The sequence below is a fragment of the Nonomuraea sp. NPDC049714 genome (assembly GCF_044465295.1).
In the GTDB taxonomy this organism is placed as follows: Bacteria; Actinomycetota; Actinomycetes; order Streptosporangiales; family Streptosporangiaceae; genus Nonomuraea.
The window spans coordinates 154,070-180,079 of sequence record NZ_JBITLM010000016.1; the positions used below are offsets into that span (position 1 = coordinate 154,070).

The following is a 26,010-nucleotide window of genomic DNA, read 5'->3' on the forward strand; positions in this document are numbered from 1 at the left end:
ATTCGGACGCCCTCCCGGGGTCGGAGTCAGCCGTCGTTGACGGTGACCCGGTACAGGCTCTCTGCCGGTTCAGACAGGTCGTTTCCGGACCACTGCGCGTGGTAGATGTGGCGGCCGCTGGTGGCGGGTGTATAGGTGAAGGTGAAGGTGCCGTCGTCGTTGACGGGGACCGTGGGCAGCGTGGTGCTCGGGGAATCGTCGTCTTGCACGGTGCGCTGCAGCGTGAGGGTGGAGCCTGGCGGGGGAGGGTTGCCGCCTGTTTTCAGGACGCCGCTGACGTGCAACGGTGTGCCGGTGGCGCCCAGGGCTGGTCCGGTCATGGTGAGTGAGGAACGGTGCTGGACGATCACAGCAGCCTCCGCGCGGCCGGCGCGGGAGGCGTCGTCACCGGCCCAGGCCACGGTGTAGATCACTTCGCCGACACCGGGTGGGGTGTCGGAGATGGTGAAGGTGCCGTCGGTCGCCGTGGTCACGCCGTCGAGCGGCTCGTCGGTTCCGTCGGGCAGGCGGCGGGTCACCGTGAGCGGCTGTGCGCCCACAGGCGAGCCGTCGGCTCGGGTGAGCTGCCCGGTGGTGAGGACCTCCATGCCGGTCAGCACCCGCGGCGACGTCGTCAGCGTCAGCAGCGACGGCGGAAGGGCGACGCCGGGCAGCCGCCACAGGTGTAGCCGGTCGCCCGGGGCGCGCAGCAGGGCGTAGACGTCGGCGCCGGAGAAGGCGATGCTGCCGGCGACCAGGTTGCCGGCCGGGTTGTCAGTCTGCAGCAGTTCGGCTCCCGTCGCGGCGTCGTAGAGGGTGAGGTCGGTGCCGGACCTGCGGCCGCCGGCGATGGTGGCGTCGTCGGCGCTGATCGCGACACTGACCGGGCTCGCGGAGTAGCCGCCGTAGGAGCCGGTCCGGGACAGGGCGGTGATGTCATAGCGGGTGAAGCGGGTGGGGTCGCCGGCCGCCGTGACCGCGGCGGAGCCGTCAGAGGTCAGCGCGACCTCCCGGATGCCGGCCGTGCGGTAAGTGAAACCGGAGATCGTGCCGCGCAGCGCCGGTGCCGCCTGGCCGATGTCGTAGACCCACAAAGTGGCAGGGCTGGAGTAGGTCTCGCCGGCCACGAGCGTGCCGCCGGCGGCCGCGATGGCCGGGGCGCTATAGAGGCGGGAGGCGAGCACGATCGGCACCGGTGCCGCCTGCGTCACGTCGAGGCCGATGACGCCGGCCTGCCAGTTCTGGCCGCAGCCGCGGCCGATCCACAGCCGGTCGCCGGTCAGCGCGAGGGTGGACGGGCACGGGTGCGCGGCCAGCCCGATCCGCCGGAGGATCGTCAGGTCGGCGGTGTCGATCTCTGCCACCTCGTCCGACCCGTACAGGGCCGCATACAGGCGGGTGCCGTCCGGGGTCAGAGCCAGCCCGTGCACCTGGGACAGTCCGGTGATGGCGCCGGTGACGCCACCGGCCGCGTCGGTGACGACGATCCGGTCGCCGGCGGAAACGAACACCCGGCCAGCGCCGACCGCCAGGTCGGCGACGGAGGACAGGCCCACGGCCACGCCGAGGTCGGTCGTGGTTTCCGCGGCCGAGGCCACGGGGGAGTCCGGGGCGGCTTGGGAGGGAGCGGCCAGCAGGCCGGTCGTCACGATTGCGGTCAGGCCGAGGGCGGCTAATCGGCGCATGAGCGAGGACGAGGCGAAGCGTGGACGCTGCTGCAGCACGTGCATCTCCTTGAAGAGGGGAACGGGGTTGCTGTTCTTCTCCGAGCTGGTGCGGGAACGATGGTCCTGGTCGCGGCGCGCTGGCTCGGAAAAGACACATCCGACTCCGGCGCCTGGCTGAGGTCGGCGCGCCCATCGGATGGAACGCCGGCCAAACGAGGGTTGAGGTGCCGATCACGGCGATCTTATCCGTCGGGAGCGTCCTCGATGATCATTCGAGGGAGTGCCCTGCGCGCGGACATCGTCCGCTTCGTCACGCTGGAGCGCAAAGGTCCCTGGCTGCGGGCTGGTCCATCGGTATCGGCGTTAGGGCATATCAGCCGCAGGTGCGGGTCGCGGTGTGCGCACACAACAGCGCGCGAGGCCGATGCCCTGGCCACGGCGTTCCTAACGGGGCCGAACCCGCCGGACGCCGACACAACAGGAGATCGCCCTCGGTGAGGAATGAGTGCCGTCGGTGTGCACGCTGCCGACAGTCGAGCGAGCTGGTGCCGCTGGCGCCGGTCATCTCGGTGAGCCAGCGGCAGATGTCGGCCGCGGTGTCGTTCTCGTTACTGCGTACGGCCGCTTCGATGAGCTCGGCCGCCGCCCAGTTCGCCACGCCCGGGTACCGCATGCTCGGGTACTGCTAACGAAGGGCCGCATGGGCCGCCGCCATCGCCTCGGGATATTCGCCGAGTCCGTTGTGGAGGACCGCGTTCGCCCACGTGGCGACGGCCGCCCCGATGCTTTCGCCGCGCAGGGTGACGTCCTTGCCCGTGGACTCGATCAACGCGAGGGCTTCGGCCCGGCTGCCCCGGAACGCGGCGAGGGCCATGGCGCTGTAAGGCGCGATGTTCCCGCCCGTCGCATCCGCCACCGCCCGTCTCTCATCGGTCAGCGACGTTGCGGTGGCCAGATCGCCGGTGAACAGCAGCATGTAGGCGCGTGTGCTGAGCGCGAGTGGAAGCTCGCTCAGCGCGCCCGCCGTACGGGCGAGGTGGACGTACCGGGCGGACAGGGTCTCCCAGCGTCCGTCGTCCCACAGGTGGAGGACGGCTTCAGTGATCAGCCACAGCCAGCGCAGCTCCTCATCCGCGGACATGCCCTCGCCGAAGGACGCCAGCGCCTGCCGGAGGGGCGGCACTTCAGCCGCGTATCCGTCGGTGAAGTTCGCCGCTAGGCCGGAGAGCAGGAGATCGGGCGAGCGCGGGACGTCCAGGGGCTGCGGCGCCGTCGAGGCGGCGCGGGCCACGTCGAGGGCGCCGCCGCCAGGGCTCGCCAGGTGGCCTGCGAACACCGTGGCCGAAAGCGCGTCCAGATAGGTCTCGCGGGCAAGTCCCGGATCGGTCGACGCCAGCTGTCCGGCGGCTCGGACCAGCAGCAGCGGAGCGTCGCCGCCCCGGCTGGTGACGAAGGTGAGGTGGGCGCGGAGCAGATCGACGCGGGCGAGCAGGTGCTCCTCCAGCGGCCCGGCCTCGGCCACGGTCAGCAGCTGCTGCGCCACTTCGATCGCGCTGGCCGGGAACTTGGCGAGCGCGCCGTCCGGCGGACCGGGTCGGGTGAGCGTCGCCGCGCGTTCGAGGAACGCCGCCGCCGCAGCGAGCCCGGCCCGGGCACGCGCCCGCGTGGCGGAACGCTCCAGCTCGCCGGCGACGTCCTCGTCCGGGCCGGTGGCGGCCCGGGCCCGATGCCTGGCGCGGCGTTCGCCGTCACGCCGAGGGTCGGTGACCTCGGCGAAGCCGCCGTGCACGGCCTGCCGCTGCGCGGCCGGCTGCGACCAGTGCCGACACGGTGCGCAGGGCGTCCTGCTGGGGCGCCGGAAGACCTTCGAGGTGATCGGTCATCGGCGCGCACAACTGGTGCAGGCCCGCGAAGGCCAGCCCCAAGCCTGACTGGACGCTGGACACCCGGACGACGCGGCACCCGATGCCCGCCCGGCCGTGTACGCCAGCAGCGCGGTCTTCCCGGTGCCCGCCAAGCCGTGCAGGACCAGCTCCCGGCTCTCACCCGCGCGAATATCCTCGACCAGGCGGTCGAGCGGTTCGCGCTCGGCGCGGCGGCCCACGAGCGGAATCGGACGCTCACCTCGGGGCCGTGTCAGCACACGGACGAGTTCACATAACAGGCATTCCCGGAGGTAACACCAGTTAAGCCGCACAGCGGGCATGACCCGGGCCAACGGCCCACGGACCATCCCGCGGAAATAGGATCGGGGTCGTTCGGCAGTACGTGATCGTGACGGAATAACGCTGACGCGATGCCCGCTGTAAGGACCGGTAAAGACACGAGGGGGAGAACATGGCAACCGAGAGGGCACTGCTCGCGGGTGGCTGCTTCTGGGGGATGGAAGAGCTGTTCCGCCGACAGCCCGGAGTGGTCCGCACGCGGGTCGGCTACAGCGGCGGCGACGTGCCCAACGCCACCTACCGCAACCACGGCTCCCACGCCGAGACCATCGAGGTCGTCTACGACCCCGCCGAGACCGACTTCCGGGCGCTGCTCGAATTCTTCTTCCAGATCCACGACCCCACGACCGTGAACCGGCAGGGCAACGACATCGGCACGAGCTACCGCTCCGCGATTTTCTACACCTCGGACGAGCAGCGGAAGGTCGCTGAGGACACCATCGCCGACGTCGACGCCTCCGGCCTGTGGCCGGGCAAGGTCGTCACCGAGGTGACCGCCGCCGGCGACTTCTGGGAAGCCGAGCCGGAGCACCAGGACTACCTGCAGAAGTTCCCGAACGGCTACACATGCCACTTCCCCCGGCCCGGCTGGAGGCTGCCCAAGCGAACCGCCAGAGCCTGACGCCGCGGGACGGCGGGTCGTCGCCGCGTGACGACCCGCCGTCAAGGCGGACGGCGTACACGGTCGCAGCGCCATGGTCGCCATTCCTGTACCTCAGGAGTTGGTGAGTCGTTGGTGCAGCTCGAAGGCATTACGCTCGACGCGGTTGCGCAGTAGCGTGCCGTCAGGGTGGACATCCCACACGGCTGTGCCGGTGAGGTGCACCGGTCGGCCATCGGGCTCGAGGCCGACGATGCCGTTGTTGCGCCCGGTCAACTCCCACAGCGAGCAGACCCGGGTTCCATCGGAGTTCTGGAACGTCTCGACGACGGTGAATTCCAAGTCGTGGACCGCGTCCAGAAAGCCCTCCACCCAGGTCTTGAACGCGGCTCGGCCGCGGATCTCGGAGCCGGCGTTGACGATCACAAAGTCCTCGTGGACGAGTTCGTCCACCGCTTCGGGGGCACGTGCTTGCCAGACCCGCGCCCAGAAGTTCTCGACCGCGGCGACTCCATCGACGATGCTCATGACTGTTCTCCTTCAGCCCAGCTGAGTTGTGAACAGCAATCTAGGCATCTGAGTAGCGATATGCAAGTCAGAAATCTATGCTGAGTGCATGGCCAAGACGCTCGGCAAGGAGTCGACCTGCTCGATCGCGCGCAGCCTTGAGGCGGTGGGCGACACGTGGACCCTGCTCATCATCCGCGAGGCGATGCTCACCGGAGCCACACGCTTCCGGGAGTTCCGTGAGGCCCTCGGTGTCGCGCCCAACATCTTGTCCAAGCGGTTGGAGAAGATCGTCGAGGACGGTCTGATGGAGCGGCGAACGTACCAGGAGCCGGGTTCGCGTTCGCGCGACGAGTATGTGCTCACCGAGTCCGGCCGTGCGCTCACGCTTGTCATCGGGGCTCTCGCGGATTGGGGACGCATCCATCGCCCGCGCCCGGACGGCACTTCTCCGTGCTTCACCGGCGAGGAGACGGGCATGGTGGTCCGGCTCGGTTTCGTCACCGTCGACGGCGAGTTCGTCCCGCCCGCGGAACTGGTCGCTCAGCGCACGCCGGATACGCGACTCGCGGCGTCCTGAGGTGCCCCGCCGTCAGTGCTCGACTCTGATCGGCTCGCCCTTCTCGCAGGCGCCGATCAGAAGGACGCGTCCAATCCCCTGGAGGATCTGGTGCCGCCCACCAGCTCTGCGTCGTGTCCGGGGGTGTGCAGATCGCCGCCGGAGTCTGCTTCATCCTCCCGGCCGCACTCATCGTCACCGCGCTGGCCTGGGCATACGTCACCTACGGCACCACCGCCGTCGAGGGCCTGCTGTACGGCATCGTCCCCGTGGTGATCGCCATCATCACCCACGCCCTGTTCGGCCTGCTCCGCACCGTCATCAAACCATGTGGCTCGGCGCGCTCGCGATCGCCGCCTGGCCGCCTACCTGCTCGGCGTCAACGAACTGCTGATCCTGGCGGCCGGAGCGGCGCTGGCCGCCGCCGTCCGGCTGCTCACCCTCGGCGGATCCCCCTCTTCGGCGACCCGACCGGCGGCCAGCTCGCCCAGCTGCTCGCCACCATGCTGAAGATCGGTTCCGTGCTGTACGGCAGCGGGTACGTCCTGCTGGCCTTTCTGCGCGGCGACTTCGTCGACCGGCTCGGCTGGATCGCCCAACAGCAGCTCATCGACGCCGTCTCCATCGGCCAGGTCACTCCCGGCCCGGTGTTCACCCTGTCTCGGCTAACACATCGCCAGCCCCATCGGCGCGTTTCTGGCGACCGTCGCCATCTTCCTGCCCTCGTTCGTCTTCGTCGGCCTGCTCACCAGGCTCACCGACTGGCTGCGCTCCCGCGCGTGGGCCTCCGCGATGCTGGACGGCGTGAACGCCGCCGCGCTCGCCCTCATGGCCGGGGTGTCGTTCCAGCTCGGCAGAACCGCGATCATCGACCCGCTCACCGCAGTCATCGTGCTGGTCACGCTCGGGCTGCTGTGGAAGACCCGGCTCAACAACGCCTACCTCACCGCCTCCGGCGCCGCCATTGGCCTGGCCCACACCCTGCTCACCTGACCGGTGCATCCCGTCGCGGGAGATCCCGTCTCCGTCCGCACCGACCTGCCCTGGCCGCACACGCCGCGACCCGTTTCTGCCAGTTGTGGTACCGAAGAGGGCTGCCCCTTCTGACGCCACTGGCCGTCTCGGTTGTAACCAGAATGGTACGCGCGCGGTCAGCGTCAGCGGGAGACGGTCCAGGAAGGGCGTTCATTGAGCGACTGAACGTCCATGTCGGCAACACGCCGGTGGGCGTCAGCCGCGTGCGACAGCTCCTGAGCTGTGAGCACCGCGGTGATGTCGGTGAAGCCGCCAGGAGCGCGTTGCTCGGCGAGCCGGACCAGGTCGTCGACTTCGAAGCGGTGACCAGAGGTGACGAGGCTGTCGGTCTGCCGGCGCCGCTCGTGCTCGTACCTGGCCAGCGCTGCCGCCGGCTCCGGTTCGGCAGCCAGGGCCAGGGCGAGGTAGCGGGCGTCCAACACCGCCTGGGAGCCGCCGTTGGAGCCGACCGGGTACATCGGGTGCGCAGCGTCGCCCACCAGCGTGACCCGGCCGGTACCCCAGCGCTGCAGGGGCGCCTTGTCCACCATCGGGTACTCCAGGATCCGATCCGCCTGGGCGATGAGTTCCGGCACGTCCAGGTAGGGAAGCACCCAGTCGGCGTAGTGCGGCTGCACGTCGGCCAGGCGTCCCGAACGCCACCAGTCCGCCTCGGCCGCCGGGGTGCCGGCCGGGGCGGTACGCACCTCGGCCACCCAGTTCACCAGCGCCTTCCCGCGGGCCCTGGCCTTCGGGCAGATCGGATACGCAACGATCTTGGCACCGAATTGCGTGCCCGCAACCACCATCGTGGCACCGTCGAAGAAGGGATCGCTTTCAGTGACGCCCCGCCACATAGTGATCCCACTCCAGCGCAACTCGTCCTCGCGCGGATGCACCAGGGCCCGAACAGTCGAATGCAGCCCGTCCGCACCGACCACGACGTCTGCGCCGTCCTTGACCAGCCGGCCCGTGGCACTCTCACGCAGTCGCACGCCCACCGAGCCCGTGCCCTCCACAGCGCCCGGAGCGAAGCCGTCGAAGGACAGGCCGGTACGCACGGCGTCCGGCCCCAGCCGGTCGACGACCGCAGCAAGCAGGAGCATCTGCAAGTGGTCGCGGTGGATGGACACCTGCGGCCAGAGGTAACCCGCGGCACGCCCGCGCGGCACGGTCAAGACGACGTCGCCGCGGCAGGTGGCATATCGCAGTGCGCTGGTGGCGATCCCGGTCTGCGCGAGTTCCTCGCCCAGGCCGAGCTCCACCAGTTCGCGTACGGCATGCGGCTGCAGGTTGATTCCCACCCCAAGCGGCTTCAGCTCGGCAACCGCTTCTATCACCGTGCAGTCGATGCCGGCGGCGTGCAAACTCAACGCCGCAGTGAGCCCGCCGATCCCCGCACCGATAATCATTACCATCACATCCGCGATCTGCCCCAAAGAACCGGGAGCCATACAGCACTTGCCCTATTCCAGACCCACCCCTTGATAGAGAACCAATCTCCGCTGGCGGAGGCACCGCCCCCCATGTGGCGTCCACACGGTGTCCGCACTTCGGAGGAGGGGCCGATATCGATCGTCCGCACCACGACAGAGCCCAGATTGCATGGGCTTGCCATGGCCCGCGCGGGTGTGGTGGGCGGCCATTGCGGGGGACGGACGATAACAGAGTGAGCACTGCGAGCGATCGACACACGCAGGCAAGTGGCCGCTGCCCAGAGCGAGGACGGCATCTGCTGCCGCACGCTGCAGCGGTGGCTACTCTGCGTCGGTTCCCCGACGAGCTCGTGGCGTTCATCGAGGGGCTGGCCCCGCGCGGGCCGCGCCCCCAGCGCGGCCGCCATCCACCGGAAGGCCGAAAGCATCGCCGAGGCGCGCGGTTGGCCGTTGCCCCCTACCGGACCGTGGCCCGTATCGTCGCGGACCTGGACCCCGCGCTGGTCACCCTCGGCCTTGAGGGCACCAAGAAGTACCGGGAGATCTACGACCTGGTGTACCGGCGCGAAGCCAAGGGTCCGACGAGATCTGGCAGGCCGACCACACCGAGCTGGACATCTGGGCGTTCGACGACAAGGGCCGACCGGCCCGGCCGTGGCTGACCGCCATCGAGGACTACCACTCCAGCGCCATCGCCGGATACGCCGTCAACCTGGCCGCGCCCTCGGCGTTGATCACCGCGCTGGCCTTCCGGCACGCGATCTGGCGCAAAGGCGAACCGGACTGGCACGTATGCGGCATCCCGTCTTCCACCTCGACCACGGATCCGACTTCACCTCGGCGCATCTGGAACAGGTCATGGCCGATCTGGGGGTCCAGCCCGTCTTCTCGCTCAAGGACCAGCCGCACGGCCACGGGAACATCGAACGGCTGATTGAGACAGTCAACCAGATGTGCCTGACTCACCTGCCCGGCTACGCGCCCCGCGGCACCCCGACCGCGCCAGCCAGGCCAAGCTGACCCTGGCCGAGCTGGATGCCGCGGTCGGCAGGTTCATCCGCGAGGTCTACAACCTGCGCACCCACAGCGAGACTAAGACGCTCCCGCGGGCCCGGTGGGAGGCCGGCGGGTTCATCCCGCGCATGCCCGACTCGCTCGAACAACTCGACCTGCTGCTCACCGTCGCCAAGCCCCGCGTCATCCACACCGACGGGATCCACTTCCCGTCCCTGCGCTACCTCGACCCCGTCCTGGCCTTCTACATCCGGGAGCAGGCCACCATCCGCTACGACCCCCGCGACATCACCGAGATCCGCGTCTACCTCCGCCTGTCCGATGGCGCCGAGGAATTCCTGTGCCGGGCGATCTGCCCCGAACTGTCGGGCGCCACCGTCAGCCTCAAAGAGATCACCGCTGCCCGCAACGCTCGCCGCGAACAGCTACGCGGCCACCTGACCAGCCGCGACGCCGTCATCGACCGGCTGCTGGCCGCTCACACCGAATCCCTGCCCGCCCTGCGCGTGGCCGGATCACTCGTCACCAACCAAGTTCGCGCCTACGACCTGCTGCGCATGTTTGGCCGCGAAGGGCAGGAAGACCAACTCAGCTCCCTGGGCCTGGTGCTCAACGCGGTCGTGCCGTGGACCACCCGCTACCTGGACGCCGCTGTCACGCAGCTGCGCGCCCACCCGCTGCGCGATCCGGCGTCAGCTGACGAGGAGGACAAGGACTGCTGATCACGGTGTCCGTTAGCGGAACGTCTTACGGACACCGTCCAGGACGCGGGATCATATCCGTTGGTTTTTCCGCCAGGACTACCGGTACCCCCAAAGCCGCTCTCGTCCACCAGGCGCGGCCATACGCCGCGCCTGGTGGGAGTCGGCCGCGATTCGCCGATCATGGTGGCGCTTCGTCATCTGGCGGTGTCGTTATGCGAAGGTGGCCGCGTCGATGACGAACCGGTAGCGGACGTCGGACTTCAGTGCCCGCTCGTAGGCGTCGTTGATGTCGTCGGCGCTGATGAGCTCGGTCTCGGGCACGATTCCGTGCTCGGCGCAGAAGTCGAGCACCTCCTGGGTCTCACAGATGCCCCCGATCGACGATCCAGCCCAGCTGCGGCGAGAGGGGATGAGAGCGAAGGCCGGGACCTCGAGGGACTCCGCCGGGGCTCCCACGTTCACCAGGGTCTCGTCGACCTTGAGGAGGCCGAGGTAGGGTCCATGTCGATCTTCGCCGAGACGGTGTTGATGATGAGGTCGAAGGAGTTCGCGAGCTGGGTGAAGGTCTCCGGGTCTGTCGTCGCGTAGTGAGCCGTCGCGCCGAAGCGCAGGGAATCCTCCTTCTTGGAGGTCGTCTGCGAGAGCACGGTGACATCGGCACCGAGGGCCGCCGCGATCTTCACACCCATGTGACCGAGACCGCCGAGGCCGACGATGGCGACCTTCTTGCCCGGCCCCGCCTGCCAGCGGCGCAGCGGCGCACAGCAGCGGCGCGGCCTTCTCGAATCCACGGCACGCGGAGGACGAAGTCCTCGGTGACGACGATGGCCTGCGATTAGCCGCCCTGGGTGTCGGTGCTGGTGCCGGGCGGTCATGAATGGATGCTCACCCGCCCGGACGAGGCGGCCAAGGCACTGCTCACGAGCGCGCTTTCCTAGTCAATGTGCGATGGGTGTAGCTCCCACTGAGAGACCTTTCGGTGGTTTATGGCTGCTTGCTATGGCCTGTGCTGGTCGGGGCTTCTACGGTGGCAATGAACTGGGAGGCCGGGGTCGTGACCGGGTAAGGAGCCTTCTGGATCGGCTGGAGGAGCGCGAGGCGCAGACTCGTGATCTGGTCGAGCGGTTGCGGGAGTAAGGGGGTCCCGGTAGTCCTGGGCCTGGAGCCGTTCGCGGAGGTCGATCTCCTCGGCGGTGAGCGGGTCCTCGAGCCGGCGGATACGGGCGAGATTGGGCCTGAGCGGCAGGCCGTCGTCCACCGAGGCGGCCTCGGCTTCCGGGAGTGCCCGGTGCGAGGCGACCGATGGGGACTTGCCCGCGTCCTTCCCGACCTTGATGGCGAGCTTCTTCGCGATCTCGGGGACGGGTACGCCCTTGTCCTTCAGCGCGACGGCGAAGGTCAGCATGTCGTCGTCGATGACCTTCGGCCGCCCGCCGTGGTTGCCCTTGGACGCGGCGATGACCTGACCTTCGAGGAGGCCTTGGCCAGCTTCGGGTGCTTGCGGATCTTCTCCCTGTCCGCAGCGGTCTGCGCCTCGGAAAAACCAACGGATAATGGGTCTGACCTACACAGACGGAGCTTGGCCCGCCATCCGTAATCGTGCTTCCCTAGTGTTTTCTGCAGATCAGCAGCAACATTGTTGGATTCGCAGCCATTACTACCGGGACCTCCTCGTCTGTCGACACTCCTCCGGGATATCAGGAGGTCGCAGGTGGTGAGCGTCGAGAAATCGTGCCGGGAATCAACGTCGGCAAACGGGTTGGTGAGTGAATTCCTACAGGTTCGCTGCCTTGCTCTGACCTGGGGATACGCCTCTACTTGTGGTCTATTACACCGACCCGAGTGGAGGGTAAAAAAAGGTTCAGTGATCGTTCTATAAGACTTGCCGTGTCGCCGGGGTGGTGATTGATCGCCGGGATATAAACAGGTTCCGTAGACAGGTCTCCCGCATTCCGGGTGGCATCTTCCTACAGGAGGATCGGAAATGATGAGAAAGTATGCAATATCCGCCGTAATCGCGACAGCGTTGGGGGGTGCGCTGGCGGTCGGTGTCGGGAGCGGAGCCACCGCCGGGGCACTCTCCTGTAAATCGACGTGCGAGTCGAGCAAAATGTGCGACCGGCACACAGTCCGTGCGACTTGCACAAAATGTTCGACTCACAAGAAATATCCGCCGGTAAGCAAGTGTCATGACATGACCTTCTCCGAGATCAGCATTGTCCACATCGTCGAGTCCTAGCCGGGCACGAGCTATGCAGCCACAGCTGGTAGGGGCGCCTGTACGAAAGCCCCGATCAAGGAAGACACGTTCAAGCAAGCGATTTGGATCGGTAGCTGTTGCCGAGTAAGAAACCACCCCGCATCGCGCTAGGGTGCCTGCTGGCCCTTGCCGTCGTCATTGTGTCCGGCGGGGGCTGGTGGGCCCACCGCGGTCTTAGCGTGCAGGATCACCTCGAGGTGACCAGGCACGCGCTGTCTCGGCTGCGTGACGTCGTGAATGCCGGCGACCTGCGGGCCTTGGCGGGGCCGCTGAGCGAGGCTCGGCAGAGCGCGGCGGAAGCGCAAGAGCTTACTGGCACGCCTGACTGGGCCCTGCTCGCGCACGTTCCCATGGTCGGAGACGTGGCCACGGTCGTCCGCGGGCTTGCCGAGGCCGCAGCGGAACTTACCAACGTGCTGGTCGGCATCCAGAAGAGCGCGTCCCCGATCGCGGTCGGTGTGCAGTCCGTGAGCGACATGCGGCGGCTCCTGCCCAGCCTCGAAACGATGGCGCCGAGGCTGAACGAGGCGCGGACCCGCCTTGCCCGAGCGCGGACCCGCCTTGCCGCCACCCCTGCGGCCACCCGTCTGGAACGGGTGGATCAGGCGCGCGCCACGGCATTGCGGGAGATGGACAGGCTGCAGGGTTGGCTGGACGCCGCAGCGACCGCGGCCACCGTACTCCACCCGATGCTGGGCGGCGATGGCCCGCGCCGCTATTACCTGGCCTTCCAGACCAATGCCGAAGCGCGCGGAACCGGCGGCCTCGTAGGCGCGTTCGGCATTCTCGAAGCGAAGCACGGCCGGATGTCCATCGAACGGCTGGCCAGCAATGCCGACTTTGACGACACGTCCGCCCCCGTCGTCGACCTCGGCCCTGCCTACCGGGCGCGTTACGGGCTGGATGCGGCCAGGATGCTGTCCATCTCCAATCTCTCCCCGCACCTTCCCCACGCCGCGGCCATCTGGACCGGAATGTGGGAGCGGCAGACCGGTCAACGGCTGGACGGCGCCATCGCCACCGATCCCGTCGGTCTGGCGTACCTTCTCCGGGTGATCGGCCCCGTTACTCTTCCTGGCGGCAAGAAGGTGACCGCCGGCAACGTCGTAGACCTCACTGAGCGGGAGGCCTACGCGCGTTATCAGAAGTCCGCGGCGCGCAAGAGATTCTTGATCAGGATTGCGCTGGCCGTCAGCGAGAAACTGACGGATTCTTCCGCCGAGCCGGCCGAATTGCTGCCCATCCTGTCCCGGCTGGTCAAGGAGCGGCGCGTGCAGATCTGGAGCCGCAGGGACGCTGAGCAACGGTACCTTTCGGCGACCCCGCTCGGCGGCGTGCTGCCGGAGTCACCCGGGCCGTTCGCGGGACTGGTGGTCAACAACTCGGGGGGCAACAAGCTCGACTACTACTTGGAGCGCTCTCTCACCTATGAGTTGGGGCCCTGCCACGACGGTCTCCGCATCACGAGAGTGCGGATCAGGCTCGACAACGATGTGCCGAAGCAACTCCTGCCTACGTACGTCACCGGTCGGCTGGACTCGCCGCATCGGCGGCATGCTGTCGGCTCCAACCTCCTATGGGTGTCGCTGTATGCCTCGGTCGGCACGAAGCTGAGCGCCGCGTGGCTCGATGGCGACCGGGTGCCGGTCGTCCGCGAGGACGAGCGATCCCATCCGATCTATTCCAAGATGATCGAGTTCGCCCCGCGACAGTCGCGGACCTTGGAGCTCGAACTGGTGGAGCCTTATTCCACTGCGCCACCGCAGATCCCGGTCCAGCCGCTGGTTCGTCCGCAGCACACCGAAATTATCCAGGATCCTCGGGGCTGCCCTTCGTGAGGCTCTCGGGGAGGAATGGAACGATCAGTGGCGGTAGCGCGTGCAGTTTCCTGCACACTCGTTTGCGTCTGACCGCGGCTATGAGAGCGGCGCAGTTCAGCGGCGCTCGAAGGGATTGATTCCCCAAGGGTCGTGGTGCGGCTCACCGCGCTCGCGCAGCTCGATCTGGTAGGCCCGCCAGATGTCGGCCTCTGTCAGTGGCACCAGGGCGTGGTAGCGCAACGCTCCGGACCGGGTCCGTTCGCGGTACCCACGGTTGAAGGCGGCATACGACAGGTCCGGCTCGGCCAGGCGTCGGCGCAGCTCAGTGCGCCGGTCGTCGATGATGGCGGCCTGGCCCGGGCATCATGGCCATGGCCGCTGTTCGCTCGCTCAGCGCCTCCACCACGGGGATACTGCATATCGATGATCGAATATGACAGTCCGGCCTCCTTCCGTGGCCAGCTCCAACGGGGACGCGGTGCCGCAGTGCGTCGCACGTCGACCGTCCCCGGTGCCGCCGACGCGGTGTATGAGTGCGTGATTACGGACACGCGCTGGGACCGACAGGTTGACCAGCACGGCAGCTATCTCGCCGGTCTTGTCGCTCGGCTCGATCTGCCTCTGGCACCGATTCAACGGCGTCACTAGTCCCACTCACCCCCCAAGCAGACGATCTGCGTGAACCGGTGTACTCGGGGGCCCCGAACTCTACTGACCGGTAGCTACGTTAAGGACGGATCCGCAGGTCGGCAGGGGCGGGTTGACGGGGGCTTTGGGATCGGTGTACGCCCGAGGATTTCGGCTCGAACATGGCGGGATAAGTCCGGCGTGATAACGATCACTGGAGCGTTTCCGCAGGTCGGGTCGGAGCCCCTGCGCGCCGCCGCGGCCGGCCATCGCCGGGGCCTACGAGAGGTAGGCCCCGGCTCCCTGGGACGCTATCCCGCCGGCTCGACGACGGTGACCACGTGATTGGTGCTCGTTCCCTTGACGGTCGAGCTCCCGACCAGCGTGACGGTGTAGGTGTGCTTCCCGGCCGTGGCCGGCGTGTCGGTGAAGGCGAACGTCCCGTCGGTGGCGGCGGCCAGTTTCTGACCCTTGGTGGTGACGGTGCCGTCCGGCGCGACGGCCCTGCGGCTGACGGTGACCGTCGTGCGCGGGTAGACGACGCCCTCGGCGGCAAAGGTGCCGCTGAACTCCAGCAGCTCGCCGACGGCGCCCGTCGCGGGCCCGGTCACGATGAGCGCCGGTTCGTACCTGGCCACCGTGACGGTCGCCGTCGCGTAGGCCCCGTAGTACCAGGAGTTACCCGGCCAGGACAGGCGATACCTGAACGCCCCGATGCCCGGTGGGGTGTCGGTGAACTCGTAGGTCCCGTCCGCCGCTGTGGTGACCTCCCGGAAGGGTCTGTCGGTGCCGTCGGGGAGCCAGCTGTACAGTTCCAGCGTCTGCACGCCGGGGGTCGCCCCGGTGCTGAGCGTGAGCCGTCCGCTGATGGTCAGCGGCTTGAGCGCGTTCGCCTCGGCGGGCGCCGTCAGGGTCAGGGCCGAGGAGTGGTAGGGCGCGGACGGCAGCCGCCAGAGGTGCATGCGCCCGGTGCCGGGCTCCTTCAGCACCGCGAAGGTGTAGATGCCGTAGAAGCCGATGCTGCCCGGCACCAGCGCCTTTCCCTGGTGGCCGGCCGTGTAGATCACCTCTCTCGTGGTCGCGTCGTAGACCACGAGCTCCGCCGCGTCACCCGCGGCGGAGTTCCAGCCGCCCACGACGTAGTAGCCGTTCTCGCTGGCCGCGACGGTGGCGGCCAGATCGTGCCCGGCCGGCCCCTTCTCGTCGTAGGCGTGGGCCCGGTCGAAGGTCGTGGTGTCCCAGGCGTCGAAACGGTGGGCGCCGGACGGCACCGGCAGCACCGCCGACCCTTGGTAGGCGAGGGCCAGGTCCTCCAGGGGCGGCAGCCCTTCCGCGTCGCCGAGGATCTCGCCGAGCGGGTTGCCCGGGTCGCGGTTGACGTCGTACAACCTGACGGTGGCGGGGCTGACTCCGGGCTCCGACACGGCGAGGAAGGCGCCGGCGACCGCGACCAACGGAGGCCGGGTCGTGGCCGGCCCGACCTTGACGAGGATGGGAGTGGCCCGCACCTCGAGCGCGACGACCCCTCCCTCACCCGCCCCGCCGCAGCCGTATCCGATCCACAGCCGGTTGTGGGCCTGCGCCAGCGTGGACGGGCACGGATACGCGGACAGATCGATGCGCCGGGTGACGGCGACCGTGGCGGTGTCGATCTCGATCACCTCATGCGTGCCGCTCAGCGTCGCGTACACCTTCCTGGCGCCGTCCGGCGCGGACAGGGCGGTGACTCCGGACAGGCCGCCGATCGTGGTGACGGCCTCGCCGTCGAGGTGCGTGACCACGATTCGGTCGTCGGCGGCGACGAAGACTTTGCCGTGGCCGGCCACCAGGTCCCCGCCCTTGCCCGCGACCCCGAGGTCGGCGACGAGATCGGCGGCCGCGGCGGCGGGGGCTGGGGCGGCGAGCAGGCTCGCCACCAGGAGCAGGGACCCGGCCGAGGCGACTAATCGGCCGATGCGTTCAGAGGCTGATGGACGCACATGCACTCCGTTCCGGAAGACGATCTTCTTTCTTCGAACGTATATTCGCATGTTGCGGCATTGCCGTGAAGGGCTAGTCGCCGAGTTTCTGGATGCGGTCCTTGAACAGGGTGGTGGCGATGGCCGCCTTGGGCGGCTGGCCCTTGAGGAAAGCCTGCGCGAAGCTCTTGGCCTGGTCGTAGGAGACCTTGCCGGGCATGGGCGGCTCGGGGGTCAGAGAGATTTGGAACGGAATCCATAGCCCAAGTGCTGCGCGAGGCCAGAGCGCGCGACAGCGAGATCAAGCGAGGCCGAGTACTCAAGACTTTCGAGGAGATGGCAGCAGCCGGAGAGAAGATCACCTTCCGATAGTTAGCCAGTCGCCCGATCGTCCATGTCGCCGCAGAAGCTGGCGTCTCGCGGCGCTGCCTGACCAAGTGGTACACCCGCTGGCTGGCCGACGGCCCCGCCGGGCTGGAAGACCGCGCATCGACGCCAGAGCACTCGCCGAGCCGGACCCCGGCCGACGTCGCCGACCTGATCGAGGGGATACCCATCGGTGGCGGTGACGCGGCCGCGTTTCGGCGACTGTTAACCGGGAGCTCAGTTCCCGCCGCTACCGCGGCGCGCCCTTGTCCCGCTCCTCCAAGAGATCGACCCCGTAGGCAGGGCCGAGCGAGGGCAGCGCGATGGACATCTTGGAATATTGGTCTCTTCTCGCAGGTCAGAGACCGATGATCTTGTCAGGCATGGCAGGCATGTGACCTGCCCCGGAGAGCATGGCGCATCCGTGGCGCGTCCCGATGCGACCGGCGCCGTGAGGGCGGCAGGGGGCGGGTAACTCCCGCCGTCGGCCGGGCTGGCCTTCATAGGAGCGTTTCAACCGTCCAGCCGTTTGCACCGACCTATGGAACGGGGAATCCGCAGGACGCGTCGGGCCGCCGGAACCGGTTCGAGGGCAGGACGTCCGTCGCAGCGAAGTCCAGGCGGCCTTCGGCCCACCGGGGCTGGTCGTCGGCTTGCGCATCCTCTGCTATGTCTCGACCGCGGGCGACTGGGCCTTCTTCGACTGCTGGTACGAGCCTACGAGGCGTTACATTGCTGGAGCGGGGACCTACGGGTCCCTCGGGGAAGGCGATCCGCTGGTCCGCTCGATTCGCATTCCGGCGGCCGATTTCGAGAGCGGCCTTGTGCTCACCCTGTACGGCAAGGTCCTGCGCTGGGGGACTGGTGGGTGGATTCATCGCTCGAGCGCGAATGCCTCGGAGGAGTCGCTGCTCGGTTCACGGTGCAGGCGGCGCTAGGGGACGAGGTGACGTTTGAGTGTCTGCGGCACGAGCTGGAGAGAGCGCACGATGACGTCGCGGTGGTCCACCTCGCCTGTCACGGCGTCTTCAACTCCAGCCGTCCTGAGCGCAGCGGTCTCGTGCCGGCGGCGGAGAGACCGCAGCCCTGGGCCCCGAACGACGTCGTCACATTGCCGCAGCTTGCGGAGCTGCCCTGGGCGGGTGCGGTGGTGGTGCTGGCGCGTGCAGGAGCGGGGTGGGCGCGGCTGGCGTCGGGGACGAGTTCGTCGGACTGGCCCGGACGTTGCTCTGGGGTTCGCGCCGTCGTCGTGAGCCTCTAGGAGGTCGACGACGAGGCGGCGGCGTAAATGATGACGCGGTTCTATGAGGAGCTGCGAGGAAAGGACAGGTGGTCAATGACCACCATCGCGGAGTCACTGCGGCAGGCGCAGCGCACAGTGCGCGATATGCCCCCCCCGGAGCCGTCCGATCGGCCAGCGTGTAGGCAACGCCCCAGGCCGCCAGGACCACGGGGGCCAGGGCCAGCAGGGGCGGGGTCGTCCCGTGGCCGGTGCGGTGGGCGGCGACCGCGATCACGGTGGTGCTGAGTGCCACCAGGGCCGAGCGCAGGCCGCGCGTCGTCCGCTTGGCGCGCTTCATAGCCGGAGCCTAGCAACGGCTCCGGCTGCCCTCCAGTCTGCGGCCGCCGGCCGTGCAGATCCGCTATTCCAACCGTGCCCACGGACCACACCCGACGAGCAGACTGTCACCGCGGCCGCCTGCGGCACCGTCGCCGTCTTCCGCCGGACCAGAGAAGCCGTCCTGCGCCTCGTCGACCGCAGCCAGGCCCTCCGGCGATGAACTCACAGACGTGCTCCATGCCAGGCGGGGCGACCCGGCCGATCGGCCAAGGACGGCAAAGCCCTCAACTCATGTACGTGATGACGGCTTGCTATCGCGTACATGAGCGATCATGGCGGCGCGGCGACCAGGAGAACCCTTCGCCGGGCGGGTGCGCGACTCCAGCACGTTATCCGGTACAGCGCTCATCACCGGGCGGCCGACATGAGCGCGGCGCCGAAGGTCGCCGCTCTGCGCGGCGGGCACCTCAACGGTCGGCGGGAGGAGTTCGGCGCAGCAGGTAGGTGTCCATGATCCACCCTTTGCGGGCGCGCGCTTCGGCGCGGAGCTCGCGGATGCGGTCGCCGACCTCGGCGATGTCCCCGGAAACCAGGATCTCGTCAGGGGTGCCCAGGTAGGCGCCCCAGTAGATGTGGAAGTCGTCCAGGCCGGCGAAGGAGCAGTGGGCGTCCAGCATGACGACCACGTCGTCGGCGGTGGCACCCTCCTCGGCCAGGCGGCGGCCCGTGGTGAGGTGGACGGGCCGTCCGACCTGGGTGAGGCTGGTGCGGTGGCGGGCGGTCAGGGCGGCCACGCTGCTGACGCCGGGGATCACCTCGTACTCGAACGTGACGTTGCCGCGCTGAAGGATCTCTTCGACGATGGCCAGCGTGCTGTCGTACACACCGGGGTCTCCCCAGACCAGGAACGCTCCTGTCTCGCCGTCGGCCAGTTCCTCGCTGATGAGCGCTTCGCAGGCCAGCGCCCGGCGCGTGCGCCAGTCCTCGACGGCGGCGGTGTAGGCGGAAGCGCTCCGGTCGCGTTCCGGGTCGCGGGCTTCGGCGATCCGGTACGGCGGGCGGCCGTGTTCAGCGATCAAGTCCTGCCTGAGTTGCACCAGCTCGTCCTTCATCTCGCCCTTGTCGACGAGGAAGAACACGTCCGTGCGGGCGATGGCCTTGACCGCCTGGAGGGTGAGATGGTCGGGATCGCCTGCGCCGATGCCGATGACGAGTAGCCGCTTCACCCGTAAGAGTGTGCCAGAGCGGGAGATATACGATATCGCTCGCAAAACACCCGAGGAGGACCGTGGATCTGGTCGAGCAGGGCGACGGCTTCGCCGCATTCTGGCAGGAGCGGCATCTGTGCACGCTCGCCACCTCGCGTTCCGGCGGGCCGCCGCACGTGGTCCCGGTGGGGGGCACGCTGGATCTGGTGACGGCGACCGCCCGCGTGATCACCTCCGGGTCCTCGTACAAGGCCAGGCTCGTCGCCCGGTCCGGCCCGTCCGGCGTGCTGGTGGCGCTGACCCAGGTGGACGGCCGGCGGTGGTCGACGCTGGAGGGCCGGGCCGTGCTGCGGACCGAGCCGGAGCAGGTGGCCGACGCCGAGCGCCGCTACACCGCGCGCTACAAGCCCCCGCGTCCGAACCCGTCCAGACCGGTCATGGAGATCCAGGTGACGAACGTGCTGGGCAACGTGTGATCATCGTCGTCGGCATCGGCGCGGACGGCTGGGACGGCCTGCCCGCCGAGTCGTGCCGTGCACTGGAGCAGGCGGAGGTCCTCATGGGCAGCGCCCGGCAGCTCGACCTCGTGCCGGCCTCCGCCGCCGAGCGGGTCGTCTGGCCGTCACCGCTGCTCCCGGCGCTGCTCGCGCTGCTGGAAAGGTACGCCGATCACGACGTATGCGTGCTGGCCAGCGGCGATCCGATGTTCTACGGCATCGGCTCCACCCTGGTGAGCCTGCTGGGTGCCTCGCGGGTCAGGGTGCTGCCGCACCTGTCGTCGCTGTCACTGGCGTGCGCCCGGCTCGGCTGGCCGGTCGAGCAGGTGGAGGTGGTGAGCTTCGTGGGCCGTCGGCCGACTGCGCTGAACGCCGCCCTGCTGCCCGGACGGCGGATCGTCGTGCTGGGCGCGGGACGCGACTCGCCGTCCCTGGTGGCGGGGCTACTGGCCGGGAAAGGGTACGGCCCGAGCCCGATGACAGTGCTGTCGGACCTGGGCGCGGCGTCGGAGTCGGTGCTGCCCGGTACGGCGGCGGGCTGGGCGGCGCCGGCACCCTCGTCCTTGAACGTGATCGCGATCGAGTGTGTGGCCGAGCCGGACGCCGAACCGCTGGCCCGCGTCCCCGGCCTCCCTGACGCGGCGTACGAGCACGACGGGCAGCTCACCAAGCGCGAGGTCCGCGCGGTCAGCCTGTCGCGGCTCGCACCGGTCCCCGGCGAACTGCTGTGGGACGTCGGCGCGGGGGCCGGCAGCATCGCCATCGAGTGGATGCGCAGCCACCCAGCGTGCGCAGCCGTCGCGGTCGAGAGCCGTGGCGATCGGGCTGGGGCGATCCGGCGCAACGCCGATGCCCTCGGAGTGCCGTCGCTGCGGGTGGTGGAAGGCAAGGCGCCCGCTGCCCTGGACGGATTGCCCGCACCGGACGCCGTATTCGTCGGCGGCGGCGCGACCGGGCCCGGACTGCTGGAAAGGTGCTGGTCGGCGCTGCGACCCGGCGGCAGGCTCGTGGTCAACGCCGTCACCCTGGAGTCCGAGGCCGTCGTGGCCGGATGGTACGCCCGGCTGGGCGGCGAGCTGGTGCGCCTGGCCGTACAGCGAGCCTCGCCCGTCGGCTCCTTCACGGGATGGCGGGCCGCGATGCCGGTGACCGTCTGGTCGGTCACCAGGAAGGATCGAGCGTGACCGTCTACTTCATCGGAGCGGGCCCGGGCGCCGCCGACCTGATCACGCTGCGCGGGCTCCGGCGACTGGAGTCGTCGCCGGTCTGCTTGTACGCGGGCTCGCTCGTGCCGCGAGAGCTCCTCGCCTCCTGCCCGGCGGACACGAGGCTGGTGGACACGGCGAACCTGACGCTGGACGAGATCGTCGAGGAGCTGGCCGCCGCCCACGGTCAGGGCCTGGACGTGGCGCGGCTGCACTCGGGCGACCCGTCGGTGTTCAGCGCGGTGGCCGAGCAGATGCGCCGGCTGGACGTGCTCGGTGTGCCGTACGAGGTGGTCCCTGGAGTTCCGGCGTTCGCGGCGGCGGCAGCCGCTCTCGGCAGGGAGCTGACCGTGCCCGGCGTCGGCCAGACGATCATCCTGACCCGCACCTCGGCACGGGCCACGCCGATGCCCGAGGGCGAGGACCTGACGACGCTCGGCGCCAGCGGCGCGACGATGGTGCTGCACCTGGCCGTGCAGCGGATCGACGCGGTGGTGGCCGAGCTGCTGCCCTCGTACGGCCCGGACTGCCCGGTCGCGGTGGTCGCGCGGGCCAGCAGGGACGACGAGGTCATCCTGCGCGGGACACTGGCGGACATCGCCGGTCAGGTCCACGAGGCCGGCATCCGGCGTACGGCGGTGATCGTCGTCGGCCGGGTGCTGTCGGCGACGCAGTTCCCCGACAGCCATCTCTACAGCGCGGAACGGGCGCGACCATGCGCCGGGTCCTGATCCTGGGCGGCACCGCCGAGGCGCGGGCTCTGGCCGCCGAGCTGACCGGCGAGGGCACGCATGTGGTGTCGTCGCTGGCCGGGCGGGTGCGCAACCCGCGGCTGCCGGTGGGCGAGGTGCGGGAGGGCGGGTTCGGCGGGCCGGACGGTCTGGCCGCCTGGCTGGCCACCGAGCGGATCGACGCCGTGGTGGACGCGACGCACCCGTTCGCGGCGCGGATGACGGCCTCCGCGGCCGAGGCTTCGGCGCGGACCGGTGTGCCGCTGCTCCTGCTGCGCAGGCCGGGCTGGCGGGAGAGCCCCGGCGACGCCTGGCAGCGCGTCTCCTCCCTGGAGGAGGCGGCCGACCGGCTGGCCGAGGGAGCCGCGGGGCGGGTGTTCCTCACCACCGGCCGCCGCAGCCTGCCGGTCTTCACCGGGCTGTCCGGGATGTGGCTGCTGGCCAGGTCGGTCGACCCGCCCGACGCGCCCGTCCCGGCCCACGTGCACGTGCTGCTCGATCGCGGCCCGTACACGGTCGAAGGGGAGCGGTCCCTCATCCACGAGCACCGCCTGGACGTGCTGGTCACCAAGGACAGCGGCGGTGAGATGACCAGCGCCAAGCTGGTCGCGGCCCGCGAGCTGGGGCTGCCGGTGATCATGGTGGACCGGCCGGCACCGCCGCCGGGCATCCTGCTGGTGGACACCGTGACCGCGGCGGCGGCCTGGGCTCAGGGGTAGCAGCGGGGCGTGTAGACGACGCCGCGATCCGTGACGCGGGTGGTCGAGGAGCCGACGATCAGCAGGCAGCGCATGTCGACCTGGGCGGGATCGAACTCGCCGAGTGTGGTGACGGTGACACTCTCCTCGGCGCCGCCGACGTTGCGGCCGATCACCACGGGGGTCGTCGCGTCGCGGTGCTCCAGCAGCAGGTCACGGGCCGCTCCGAGCTGCCAGGTACGGCTGCGCGAGGCCGGATTGTAGATCGCCAGCACCAGGTCCGCCCGTGCGGCGGCCGACAGCCGGTCGGCCACCACCTCCCACGGCTTGAGCAGGTCCGACAGCGACATCACACAGTAGTCATGCCCCAGGGGAGCGCCGACCCTGCTGGCCACCGCCTGCGCCGCGGTCAGTCCGGGAACGATCCGTACCGGCACGTCGGGGTAGTCGCCCGCCGCTTCGAGGACGGCGCTGGCCATGGCGAACACGCCGGGATCGCCGGAGGACACCACGGCCACCCGCGCCCCTTCGCGGGCCAGCTCGAACGCGTGCCTGGCCCGCTCGGCCTCGACCCGGTTGTCGGTGCGGTGGCGGCGCTGGCGCGGGTTCGGCGCCACCCGGTCCACGTACGGGCCGTAGCCGACCAGGTCCGTCGCCGCCGCCAGCGCCTCCTGCGCCTCCGGCGTGAGCCACGGCCGCCCGGCCGGGCCGAGGCCGACCACGCTCACTTCACCCCGTCCCTCGGTCACCGCGGGCTGGGGAACGAAGGTCCGCTCGGCCGGGCTGGCCAGCAGAGCCAGCGAGAAGTACGGCACGCCGTCCGCGTCGACGTCCTTGAGCGGCGCGACCCGCTCGGCGCCCATGGTGGCGCGCTCCACGTACCAGGCGTCGTCGAGGCGGCCGGCCTCGGCCAAGGCGTCGCGGACCTTCGTGAAGGTCCGGCCCAGCTTGAGCACCGCGGCCGAGTCGGTGCCCCGCAGCCGCTCGGCCAGCTCCTCGGCGGGCAGCGTGCCGGGCAGGACGGTGAGCACTTCGTCCCGCTCCACCAGCGGCCGGCCCAGCACCGCGGCGGCCGCGCTGACGGACGTCACGCCGGGCACCACCTCCGTCGGGTAACGATGGGCGAGCCGCTTGTGCATGTGCATGTAGGAGCCGTAGAACAGCGGGTCGCCCTCGGACAGGACGACCACGGTGCGGCCCGCGTCCAGGTGAGTGGCCAGCCGTTCGGCGCAGTCGGCGTAGAAGTCGTCGAGCGCGCCCTGGTAGCCGCCGGGGTGGTCGGTCGTCTCCGTGGTCAGCGGGTAGAGCAGGAGCTCCTCGATCTGCCCTTCTTTCATGTACGGCAGCGCGATGGAGCGGGCGATGCTGCGGCCGTGCCGGGCTGCGTGATAGGCGATCACGTCCGCCTCGCCGATCAGCCGGGCGGTCTTGACCGTGACCAGTTCGGGATCCCCCGGGCCGAGGCCGACCCCGTACAGCCGTCCCGTCATCGCACTCACTCCGTCTCGCTCGCGATGGCGTTGACCGCCGCCGCCGTCATCGCACTGCCGCCGCGACGGCCGTGCACCACCAGATAATCCAGATCGCTCTCCGCCAGCGCTCGCTTGGACTCGGCCGCGCCGATGAACCCCACGGGGATGCCGAGCACCGCCGCGGGCCTGCCCGCGCCCTCGGCGACCAGTTCGAGCAGCCGGAACAGGGCGGTGGGCGCGTTGCCGATCGCCACCACCGCGCCGTCGAGGCGGTCGCGCCAGAGTTCGAGGGCGGCGGCGCTGCGGGTGGTGCCGAGTCGTTCGGCCAGGTCGGCGACGCCGGGCTCGCCCAGCGTGCAGAGCACCTCGTTGGCGGCGGGCAGCCTGCGCCGGGTCACGCCGGAGGCGACCATCATGGCGTCGCACAGCACGGGCGCGCCGCGGCGCAGCGCCTGCCTGGCACGGGCGACCACGGCGGGCGACCAGTCCAGGTCGGCGACGAGGTCGGTCATCCCGCAGGCGTGGATCATCCGCACCGCCACCTGCGCGACCTCGGACGGCATGCCGGACAGGTCGGTCTCGGCGCGAATGGTCGCGAAGGATCGCCGGTAGATCTCGGCGCCGTCGCGGATGTAGTCGATCACTGCTGCCTTTCCTGGTAACCGTCTTCGGTGGCGATCATCTGGACGACCTGGCCGCGTGGGAGCCCGCAGCGACGCTCGCAACCGGCCCAGTGCACGGGCGTCCGCGGCGCGGCGTCCAGGCTCTTCACCCAGCGCCGCGCGTCGGCCTGGACGTCTGCCAGCGATTTGGCGCAGCCCGGCCGGCCGGTACAGGCGGTGACACCGGCCCACGGCGACGCCGGGTCGACGACGAGCCCGGCCTCTTCGAGCACGTTCGCGGCGCGATCCGCTCCTGCGGGGGACAGATCCAGCAGTACGGTGCTCCGCCACGGAGTGAGCCGCACCTCGGGCCCGCCGTCGGCGAGCGCCCGAGCCTGGCCGGGCGTCAACCGGCCGAGCGGCACCAGGGCTTCGAGCGCGACGCGGCCATCCCGCTGACCGACGCGCCCAGCCCGCCGCCCGCCACCTGCGCCACCCAGGCCACCGGCGCCGCCGACATCGCCTGCGCCGGCGGAGGCGGCATGATCGATCTCCTCGTTCAAGGCACCGGGATCAGCCTGCTGCACTGTGAAATCGTTCAGACGCTCGGCGATCCGCTCGGGGCCGTTCTCCAACTCGTGGATCCGCCAGGCGGTGCCTGCGCTTTCGCTCAGGGAGGACCGTTCATCGAGGAACGCCTCCGCTGCGGAGATCATGAGCGGGACCGCGGAGTCCAGGGACACGACGAGCCCGCTGTCCGAGCCCGCCAGCAGTAATCGCCCGTAGCCCGAGCTCACGGCCGCGAACGTGACGTCCCCGCCGAGCCCGGCCACATCTCCCGTACCGTCGTCCAGCACGAACAAGAAACGTCCCGGCAGCCCGGCCGGCCGTGGACGCGCGCAAAGCGCCCGGTCGAGGGCGTCCACCATCGGTTGCGTGTCGAGCAACCCCCCAGGGCCCCGCCCGCCCAGAGGCGAGCCGATGATGTTGCGTACCCGCTCGTGGGCGGCGGACGGCAGCAGACCCACGGCTGCGATCCGCTCGGCGAAAGCGGCGGCGGAGTCGGAGCGCAGGCCACGCACCTGCACGTTCGCCCGTGAGGTGAGCTCGATCACCCCCGAGCCGAGCTCGTCCGCGCAGGCCGCGATCTCACGGAGCTGAACGGGGGTGACAGCGCCGCCCGGCAGGCGAACGCGCGCCAACCGGCCGTCGGCGGCCTCGTGCACCTGTAGCGCTCCCGGACAGGCGTCAGGGCGCACCCGTCCGGAAAAGTCGGCTATGGACACGAAGAGGATGGTA

The 26,010-nt window shown here is 69.6% G+C and carries 28 protein-coding genes and 4 pseudogenes; 17 read left to right on the plus strand and 15 right to left on the minus strand.

Annotation, left to right across the window (positions count from 1 at the left end):
- Positions 1 to 26 precede the first annotated feature (26 nt).
- The gene (locus tag ACIBQX_RS43590) at positions 27 to 1,703 is read right to left on the minus strand and encodes a hypothetical protein (protein ID WP_397015382.1); all 1,677 of its coding nucleotides are present in this window, start codon (positions 1,701 to 1,703) and stop codon (positions 27 to 29) included.
- Between the two features lie 488 nt (positions 1,704 to 2,191).
- On the opposite strand from ACIBQX_RS43590, the gene ACIBQX_RS43595 reads away from it, so the two are divergent.
- Complete coding sequence (locus ACIBQX_RS43595; RefSeq protein WP_397015383.1) at positions 2,192 to 2,335, plus strand: hypothetical protein; 144 nt, start codon at positions 2,192 to 2,194, stop codon at positions 2,333 to 2,335.
- On the opposite strand, the gene ACIBQX_RS43600 is transcribed toward ACIBQX_RS43595, so the two are convergent.
- A complete protein-coding gene (locus ACIBQX_RS43600; protein WP_397015385.1) occupies positions 2,332 to 3,435 on the minus strand; it encodes a hypothetical protein in 1,104 nt (367 codons plus the stop codon). The genes ACIBQX_RS43595 and ACIBQX_RS43600 overlap by 4 nt on opposite strands.
- A 90-nt stretch (positions 3,436 to 3,525) precedes the next feature.
- Positions 3,526 to 3,879: an ATP-binding protein gene (locus ACIBQX_RS43605; protein WP_397015387.1), complete on the minus strand. Its 354-nt coding sequence runs from the start codon at positions 3,877 to 3,879 to the stop codon at positions 3,526 to 3,528.
- A gap of 104 nt (positions 3,880 to 3,983) precedes the next feature.
- Between ACIBQX_RS43605 and msrA the strand changes: the two genes are divergently transcribed.
- On the plus strand, positions 3,984 to 4,493 hold the full coding sequence (gene msrA / locus ACIBQX_RS43610; protein WP_397015389.1) for a peptide-methionine (S)-S-oxide reductase MsrA: 510 nt from the start codon (positions 3,984 to 3,986) through the stop codon (positions 4,491 to 4,493).
- Between the two features lie 93 nt (positions 4,494 to 4,586).
- Here the strand turns inward: msrA and ACIBQX_RS43615 are convergent, their stop codons facing one another.
- Entirely contained in the window at positions 4,587 to 5,000 is a 414-nt protein-coding gene (locus tag ACIBQX_RS43615; protein WP_397015391.1) for an ester cyclase, read from the minus strand.
- Positions 5,001 to 5,088: 88 nt separating this feature from the next.
- On the opposite strand from ACIBQX_RS43615, the gene ACIBQX_RS43620 reads away from it, so the two are divergent.
- The 5 genes and pseudogenes from ACIBQX_RS43620 (at position 5,089) to ACIBQX_RS43640 (ending at position 6,531) form a co-directional block, all read left to right on the plus strand.
- Entirely contained in the window at positions 5,089 to 5,559 is a 471-nt protein-coding gene (locus ACIBQX_RS43620) for a winged helix-turn-helix transcriptional regulator (protein WP_397015393.1), read from the plus strand.
- Between the two features lie 125 nt (positions 5,560 to 5,684).
- Positions 5,685 to 5,804, plus strand: a pseudogene (locus ACIBQX_RS43625) (hypothetical protein); the annotation flags it as partial.
- A 64-nt stretch (positions 5,805 to 5,868) separates the two neighbouring features.
- Positions 5,869 to 6,048, plus strand: a complete 180-nt coding sequence (locus ACIBQX_RS43630; protein ID WP_397015395.1) for a hypothetical protein — start codon at positions 5,869 to 5,871, stop codon at positions 6,046 to 6,048.
- Positions 6,042 to 6,134, plus strand: a pseudogene (locus ACIBQX_RS43635) (hypothetical protein); the annotation flags it as partial. The gene ACIBQX_RS43630 and the pseudogene ACIBQX_RS43635, both read left to right, overlap by 7 nt.
- A gap of 121 nt (positions 6,135 to 6,255) precedes the next feature.
- Complete coding sequence (locus ACIBQX_RS43640; RefSeq protein WP_397015531.1) at positions 6,256 to 6,531, plus strand: chromate transporter; 276 nt, start codon at positions 6,256 to 6,258, stop codon at positions 6,529 to 6,531.
- Positions 6,532 to 6,695: 164 nt separating this feature from the next.
- Here the strand turns inward: ACIBQX_RS43640 and ACIBQX_RS43645 are convergent, their stop codons facing one another.
- The gene (locus tag ACIBQX_RS43645) at positions 6,696 to 7,991 is read right to left on the minus strand and encodes a flavin-dependent oxidoreductase (protein WP_397015397.1); all 1,296 of its coding nucleotides are present in this window, start codon (positions 7,989 to 7,991) and stop codon (positions 6,696 to 6,698) included.
- Between the two features lie 314 nt (positions 7,992 to 8,305).
- On the opposite strand from ACIBQX_RS43645, the gene ACIBQX_RS43650 reads away from it, so the two are divergent.
- Positions 8,306 to 8,650 carry a hypothetical protein gene (locus ACIBQX_RS43650; RefSeq protein WP_397015399.1) on the plus strand — a complete coding sequence of 115 codons (345 nt, stop codon included), beginning with the start codon at positions 8,306 to 8,308 and terminating at the stop codon, positions 8,648 to 8,650.
- A gap of 13 nt (positions 8,651 to 8,663) precedes the next feature.
- Here ACIBQX_RS43650 and ACIBQX_RS43655 read toward each other — a convergent pair whose 3' ends face one another.
- Positions 8,664 to 8,903 carry a hypothetical protein gene (locus ACIBQX_RS43655; RefSeq protein WP_397015401.1) on the minus strand — a complete coding sequence of 80 codons (240 nt, stop codon included), beginning with the start codon at positions 8,901 to 8,903 and terminating at the stop codon, positions 8,664 to 8,666.
- Positions 8,904 to 9,130: 227 nt separating this feature from the next.
- Here ACIBQX_RS43655 and ACIBQX_RS43660 point away from each other — a divergent pair.
- Both ACIBQX_RS43660 and ACIBQX_RS43665 read left to right on the plus strand, forming a co-directional pair.
- Positions 9,131 to 9,337: pseudogene (locus ACIBQX_RS43660) on the plus strand (Mu transposase C-terminal domain-containing protein); the annotation flags it as partial.
- Positions 9,338 to 9,568: 231 nt separating this feature from the next.
- Positions 9,569 to 9,670 (plus strand): annotated as a pseudogene (locus ACIBQX_RS43665) (Tn3 family transposase); the annotation flags it as partial.
- Between the two features lie 246 nt (positions 9,671 to 9,916).
- Here ACIBQX_RS43665 and ACIBQX_RS43670 read toward each other — a convergent pair.
- The 3 genes from ACIBQX_RS43670 to ACIBQX_RS43680 form a co-directional block, all read right to left on the minus strand.
- Positions 9,917 to 10,168, minus strand: a complete 252-nt coding sequence (locus ACIBQX_RS43670; protein ID WP_397015403.1) for a hypothetical protein — start codon at positions 10,166 to 10,168, stop codon at positions 9,917 to 9,919.
- Positions 10,165 to 10,497, minus strand: a complete 333-nt coding sequence (locus ACIBQX_RS43675) for a zinc-binding dehydrogenase (RefSeq protein WP_397015405.1) — start codon at positions 10,495 to 10,497, stop codon at positions 10,165 to 10,167. The genes ACIBQX_RS43670 and ACIBQX_RS43675 overlap by 4 nt, the downstream gene beginning before the upstream one ends.
- A gap of 206 nt (positions 10,498 to 10,703) precedes the next feature.
- Complete coding sequence (locus ACIBQX_RS43680) at positions 10,704 to 11,111, minus strand: hypothetical protein (RefSeq protein WP_397015407.1); 408 nt, start codon at positions 11,109 to 11,111, stop codon at positions 10,704 to 10,706.
- 1,034 nt (positions 11,112 to 12,145) lie between these two features.
- Between ACIBQX_RS43680 and ACIBQX_RS43685 the strand changes: the two genes are divergently transcribed.
- Positions 12,146 to 13,804, plus strand: a complete 1,659-nt coding sequence (locus tag ACIBQX_RS43685; protein WP_397015409.1) for a DUF4012 domain-containing protein — start codon at positions 12,146 to 12,148, stop codon at positions 13,802 to 13,804.
- 920 nt (positions 13,805 to 14,724) lie between these two features.
- Here ACIBQX_RS43685 and ACIBQX_RS43690 read toward each other — a convergent pair.
- Both ACIBQX_RS43690 and ACIBQX_RS43695 read right to left on the minus strand, forming a co-directional pair.
- Positions 14,725 to 16,392 carry a hypothetical protein gene (locus ACIBQX_RS43690; protein WP_397015411.1) on the minus strand — a complete coding sequence of 556 codons (1,668 nt, stop codon included), beginning with the start codon at positions 16,390 to 16,392 and terminating at the stop codon, positions 14,725 to 14,727.
- A 73-nt stretch (positions 16,393 to 16,465) separates the two neighbouring features.
- A complete protein-coding gene (locus ACIBQX_RS43695) occupies positions 16,466 to 16,591 on the minus strand; it encodes a hypothetical protein (protein WP_397015413.1) in 126 nt (41 codons plus the stop codon).
- A gap of 167 nt (positions 16,592 to 16,758) precedes the next feature.
- Between ACIBQX_RS43695 and ACIBQX_RS43700 the strand changes: the two genes are divergently transcribed.
- Together ACIBQX_RS43700 and ACIBQX_RS43705 are read left to right on the plus strand one after the other, a co-directional pair.
- Complete coding sequence (locus ACIBQX_RS43700; protein WP_397015533.1) at positions 16,759 to 17,109, plus strand: leucine zipper domain-containing protein; 351 nt, start codon at positions 16,759 to 16,761, stop codon at positions 17,107 to 17,109.
- Between the two features lie 169 nt (positions 17,110 to 17,278).
- Positions 17,279 to 17,998 (plus strand): CHAT domain-containing protein, encoded by a 720-nt coding sequence (locus ACIBQX_RS43705; RefSeq protein ID WP_397015415.1) that lies wholly within the window; start codon positions 17,279 to 17,281, stop codon positions 17,996 to 17,998.
- Between the two features lie 767 nt (positions 17,999 to 18,765).
- Here the strand turns inward: ACIBQX_RS43705 and cobF are convergent.
- Positions 18,766 to 19,524 (minus strand): precorrin-6A synthase (deacetylating), encoded by a 759-nt coding sequence (gene cobF, locus ACIBQX_RS43710; RefSeq protein ID WP_397015417.1) that lies wholly within the window; start codon positions 19,522 to 19,524, stop codon positions 18,766 to 18,768.
- Positions 19,525 to 19,586: 62 nt separating this feature from the next.
- Here cobF and ACIBQX_RS43715 point away from each other — a divergent pair, with 62 nt between their 5' ends.
- The 4 genes from ACIBQX_RS43715 to ACIBQX_RS43730 are packed head-to-tail and all read left to right on the plus strand — an operon-like array spanning position 19,587 to position 22,658.
- The gene (locus ACIBQX_RS43715) at positions 19,587 to 19,982 is read left to right on the plus strand and encodes a pyridoxamine 5'-phosphate oxidase family protein (RefSeq protein WP_397015419.1); all 396 of its coding nucleotides are present in this window, start codon (positions 19,587 to 19,589) and stop codon (positions 19,980 to 19,982) included.
- Positions 19,979 to 21,187 (plus strand): precorrin-6y C5,15-methyltransferase (decarboxylating) subunit CbiE, encoded by a 1,209-nt coding sequence (gene cbiE, locus ACIBQX_RS43720; RefSeq protein ID WP_397015421.1) that lies wholly within the window; start codon positions 19,979 to 19,981, stop codon positions 21,185 to 21,187. The genes ACIBQX_RS43715 and cbiE overlap by 4 nt, the downstream gene beginning before the upstream one ends.
- A complete protein-coding gene (gene cobM / locus ACIBQX_RS43725) occupies positions 21,184 to 21,939 on the plus strand; it encodes a precorrin-4 C(11)-methyltransferase (protein WP_397015423.1) in 756 nt (251 codons plus the stop codon). Before cbiE ends, cobM begins: the two co-directional genes overlap by 4 nt.
- Complete coding sequence (locus tag ACIBQX_RS43730; RefSeq protein WP_397015425.1) at positions 21,924 to 22,658, plus strand: cobalt-precorrin-6A reductase; 735 nt, start codon at positions 21,924 to 21,926, stop codon at positions 22,656 to 22,658. Before cobM ends, ACIBQX_RS43730 begins: the two co-directional genes overlap by 16 nt.
- Here ACIBQX_RS43730 and cobJ read toward each other — a convergent pair.
- From cobJ to cobG, 3 genes are read right to left on the minus strand one after another with little or no spacing between them, the layout of a single operon-like run.
- Complete coding sequence (cobJ, locus tag ACIBQX_RS43735) at positions 22,649 to 24,127, minus strand: precorrin-3B C(17)-methyltransferase (protein WP_397015427.1); 1,479 nt, start codon at positions 24,125 to 24,127, stop codon at positions 22,649 to 22,651. The genes ACIBQX_RS43730 and cobJ overlap by 10 nt on opposite strands.
- 5 nt (positions 24,128 to 24,132) lie before the next feature.
- On the minus strand, positions 24,133 to 24,753 hold the full coding sequence (locus tag ACIBQX_RS43740; protein WP_397015429.1) for a precorrin-8X methylmutase: 621 nt from the start codon (positions 24,751 to 24,753) through the stop codon (positions 24,133 to 24,135).
- Positions 24,750 to 25,997, minus strand: a complete 1,248-nt coding sequence (gene cobG / locus ACIBQX_RS43745; protein ID WP_397015431.1) for a precorrin-3B synthase — start codon at positions 25,995 to 25,997, stop codon at positions 24,750 to 24,752. The genes ACIBQX_RS43740 and cobG overlap by 4 nt, the downstream gene beginning before the upstream one ends.
- Positions 25,998 to 26,010: the final 13 nt, after the last annotated feature.